The organism is Citrobacter sp. wls757 (assembly GCF_005280935.1).
Lineage (GTDB): Bacteria > Pseudomonadota > Gammaproteobacteria > Enterobacterales > Enterobacteriaceae > Citrobacter > Citrobacter portucalensis.
Genome location: NZ_SZWU01000015.1, coordinates 238,108 through 240,845, shown reverse-complemented (window position 1 = coordinate 240,845; position 2,738 = coordinate 238,108). Strand labels below are relative to the sequence as shown.

Annotated in this window: 3 protein-coding genes and 1 pseudogene; 2 read left to right on the top strand and 2 right to left on the bottom strand. The window is 51.0% G+C overall.

From position 1 onward, the window contains the following. Positions 1–26: 26 nt before the first annotated feature. On the bottom strand, positions 27–806 hold the full coding sequence (gene fetB, locus FDW94_RS02975; protein ID WP_137377103.1) for an iron export ABC transporter permease subunit FetB: 780 nt from the start codon (positions 804–806) through the stop codon (positions 27–29). Next, complete coding sequence (gene fetA, locus FDW94_RS02970) at positions 793–1,470, bottom strand: iron ABC transporter ATP-binding protein FetA (protein WP_137377102.1); 678 nt, start codon at positions 1,468–1,470, stop codon at positions 793–795. Before fetA ends, fetB begins: the two co-directional genes overlap by 14 nt. Positions 1,471–1,603: 133 nt before the next feature. On the opposite strand from fetA, the gene FDW94_RS02965 reads away from it, so the two are divergent. Together FDW94_RS02965 and FDW94_RS23795 are read left to right on the top strand one after the other, a co-directional pair. Further along, positions 1,604–2,521, top strand: a complete 918-nt coding sequence (locus FDW94_RS02965) for an SPFH domain-containing protein (protein WP_003831073.1) — start codon at positions 1,604–1,606, stop codon at positions 2,519–2,521. Further along, positions 2,518–2,738 (top strand): annotated as a pseudogene (locus FDW94_RS23795) (NfeD family protein); the annotation flags it as partial. The gene FDW94_RS02965 and the pseudogene FDW94_RS23795, both read left to right, overlap by 4 nt.

Here is a 2,738-nt window from a genome sequence, read left to right as displayed (position 1 = left end):
GGCGGTAGCCGCCATACGGCATCACATCACGGTTTCTTTAATGGCGTCACCACCAGTTGGTGGCGCGAATTATAGAACTTCCGATAGGTTAAGTAGCAGGCGATAATGGTCGACAGGCTGGCGGTTGAAAGCAGCATAAACGTCACCATAATCTGATACTTAATTGCTTTTACCGGGTCAATACCTGCAAAGATCAGTCCTGACATCATTCCCGGTAAACTCACCAGCCCCACGGTCTTCGCTGAATCAATCGTCGGGATCAGCGAGGCGCGAATGCTGTCGCGAATAAGCGGTGCAGAAGCCACCATCGGCGTTGCGCCGAGGCTGAGTTTTTCCTGAATTTGCTGCTGCTCGCTGTTAAACCGCTGCCCCAAATTGTTGTAACACAGCCCCACCGCCACCATCGCATTGCCTGCAATCATGCCGGAGATCGGGATGACCTGCATCGGCGTGAACTCGATAGAGCCTGAAAGAACCAGCACCGAAAGCGTTAGCCCCGCTCCCACCGTAATAGCAATAAACGACGAGAGAAAAGCTTTATCAATATATTTACTGCGTTTTTGCGCGTTATAGGCCGCATTAAAGCAGATAAACAGCACCATCAATAAGGTCAGAATGCTATGGTTGACGCCGAAAATATATTTCAGCACGTAGCCCACGATAATAAGCTGAACCACTGCCCGGCAAACGCTCCAGAGAATATCTTTTTCCAGCGCCAGCTTTTCTTTGTTGCTGATCAGTATCGCGACCACCACCAGCATCATCGCTAACGCCAGGGATTCATTGGTAATATTATGCTCGTTCATTACTTACTTCCTGCATTTCACCGGCGTGCGGTTGAAGGGTTATGACGTTATCCGCATGATCAATTTCATCTTTGTCATGCGTCACCCACAGCACAGCAATATTCTTATCGCGAACATAGTGGTGAATTAATTCGTTCACATTACGCTTGTTGGATTCATCCAGCGCGCTGGTGATTTCATCAAGCAGCAGAATTTTCGGCAGAAACTGCAAATTACGAATTAACGAGACGCGCTGCTTTTCGCCGCCGGATAGCTCATTGATATTTTTTTTGAGGATCGTCTCGGGTAACTCAAAGCGGGCCAGATCGGCCAGAAACACATCCGGATCCGGACGTTTGTCGCGAATTTGCCAGGGGAAAATGAGATTGTCGTAAACGGTGTCACCAAACAAAGCGGGCGTTTGCGCGCAATAAGAGACCTGCTGGCGATAAGTTTCAGGCTTAAGCGTTGATATCTCCTTACCCTCAAAAAGGATTTCACCAGAACTCGGGCTAATTAACGACGCGACTATCTTGAGTAACGTACTTTTACCGCAGCCGGACTGGCCGGTAATCAGCTTAAATTCTCCGGCGCGGAGATCAAAACAGATGTTATTAAGAACCTGCGTCGCCCCTGCCTGCCATGCGACATTTTTTAACTGAAGCAGAATGCTGCTTTCTTCCATTACCAATCCCTTTTTACATCTTTCGTGCAGATAGTCTATCCCTGTAATTTATTATAGGGGAGCCCACCTTGATAAATCGGGTATAATTTGACTAATGAGGCAGTAAAGGACAGCACAACAGGAGGTTTCATCAATGCTCATTTTTATTCCTATTCTTATTTTTGTCGCGCTGGTGATCGTCGGCGCAGGCGTCAAAATCGTCCCGCAGGGATATCAGTGGACGGTAGAGCGTTTTGGCCGTTACACCAAAACCCTGCAACCGGGTTTAAGCCTTGTTGTACCGTTCATGGACCGCATTGGTCGTAAGATCAATATGATGGAACAGGTGCTTGATATCCCCTCTCAGGAAGTCATCTCCAAAGATAACGCCAACGTCTCGATTGATGCTGTGTGCTTTATTCAGGTGATCGACGCGCCGAAAGCCGCGTATGAAGTCAGCAACCTGGAACTGGCGATCATCAACCTGACCATGACCAACATTCGTACTGTTCTCGGCTCGATGGAGCTCGATGAAATGCTCTCCCAGCGTGACAACATCAACACGCGCCTGCTGCATATTGTTGATGAGGCCACCAATCCCTGGGGCATCAAAATCACCCGTATTGAGATTCGTGACGTGCGTCCACCGGCGGAACTGATTGACGCCATGAACGCGCAGATGAAAGCCGAACGTACCAAGCGCGCCTACATTCTGGAAGCCGAAGGGATCCGCCAGGCGGAAATCGTCAAGGCCGAAGGTGAGAAGCAGTCGAAAATCCTCATCGCGGAAGGTGAACGTCAGTCCGCATTTTTACAGGCTGAAGCGCGTGAACGTTCCGCAGAAGCAGAAGCCCGCGCAACACAGATGGTTTCTGAGGCCATTGCCGCCGGGGATATTCAGGCCGTGAACTACTTCGTGGCACAGAAATACACCGAAGCGCTGCAGCATATCGGCTCGTCGAATAACAGCAAAGTGGTGATGATGCCGCTGGATGCCAGCAGCCTGATGGGCTCCATTGCCGGGATCGCCGAACTGGTTAAGGACAGCGCCAGCGAGCGGAAAAAATCATGATAGCGATGATTCTGGTGCACCCGCATATTTTCTGGCTCAGCCTCGGTGGTCTGTTACTGGCCGCCGAGATGCTGGGCGGCAACGGTTATCTGCTGTGGAGCGGCGTGGCAGCGGTGATTACCGGTCTGGTCGTCTGGCTCGTTCCGCTAGACTGGGCGTGGCAGGGGGCGATATTCGCCGCCCTCACCCTGCTGGCGGCCTGGCTGTGGTGGAAGTG

Coding starts and splice junctions, on each gene's coding strand:
- fetB (WP_137377103.1), bottom strand. CDS start 806: ATGAACGAGCATAATATTACCAATGAATCCCTGGCGTTAGCGATGATG.
- FDW94_RS02965 (WP_003831073.1), top strand. CDS start 1,604: ATGCTCATTTTTATTCCTATTCTTATTTTTGTCGCGCTGGTGATCGTC.
- fetA (WP_137377102.1), bottom strand. CDS start 1,470: ATGGAAGAAAGCAGCATTCTGCTTCAGTTAAAAAATGTCGCATGGCAG.